The 702-nt window shown below is 68.4% G+C and carries 1 protein-coding gene and 1 pseudogene; both read left to right on the top strand.

All coding sequences use genetic code 11. The annotated features are described in order from the left end of the window. The coding region (locus EOA33_RS37545; RefSeq protein ID WP_145989596.1) for a TatD family hydrolase at positions 1-452 on the top strand (452 nt) is incomplete at its 5' end. A 3-nt stretch (positions 453-455) separates the two neighbouring features. Next, positions 456-702, top strand: a pseudogene (locus EOA33_RS37540) (MBL fold metallo-hydrolase); the annotation flags it as partial.

Below are 702 nucleotides of genomic sequence, written 5' to 3'. Positions count from 1 at the left end.
TCGCGGCGGCGCGCCAGACCGGCCTGCCGCTGGTCATCCATTCTCGCGATGCCGACGACGACATGGCCGCGATCCTCGAAGACGAGACAGGGAAGGGCGCTTTCCCCTTCATTCTGCATTGTTTTTCGTCGGGGCGCAGGCTGGCCGAGGTCGGCGTCGCGCTTGGCGGCTACGTCTCGTTCTCCGGCATCCTGACCTTCAAGAACTCGACCGATTTGCGCGCCATCGCCGCCAACGTGCCGCGTGACCGGCTGCTGGTCGAAACCGATGCGCCTTATCTCGCGCCGATCCCGTTTCGCGGCAAGCGCAACGAGCCGGCCTATGTCGCCAACACCGCCAGGGTGCTGGCCGAGACGATCGGCGTCGGCGAGGCCGAGATCGCCGATATCACCACGGACAATGTCTTCCGGCTGTTCCGGAAGATGCCGCGGCCCGACGCGCCGGGCGCCTGAGGCATGAGCGACCGGCTGCGCCTCACCATCCTCGGCTGCGGCTCGTCGCCCGGCACGCCGCGCATCACCGGCGACTGGGGCGATTGCGATCCCGCCAATCCCAGGAACCGGCGCATGCGCGCGGCCGCGCTGGTCGAGCGGGTCGCGGCGAACGGTGGCCGCACAACGGTCGTCATCGACACCGGGCCGGATTTCCGCGAGCAGATGCTTCTGGCGTCCGTCAAACGCATCGACGCGGTCGTCTACACGC

This window comes from Mesorhizobium sp. M4A.F.Ca.ET.050.02.1.1 (genome assembly GCF_003997725.1).
Taxonomy (GTDB): Bacteria; Pseudomonadota; Alphaproteobacteria; order Rhizobiales; family Rhizobiaceae; genus Mesorhizobium.
The sequence above is the reverse complement of the archived record's forward strand: the minus strand, read 5'-3'. Positions and strand labels throughout refer to the sequence as shown.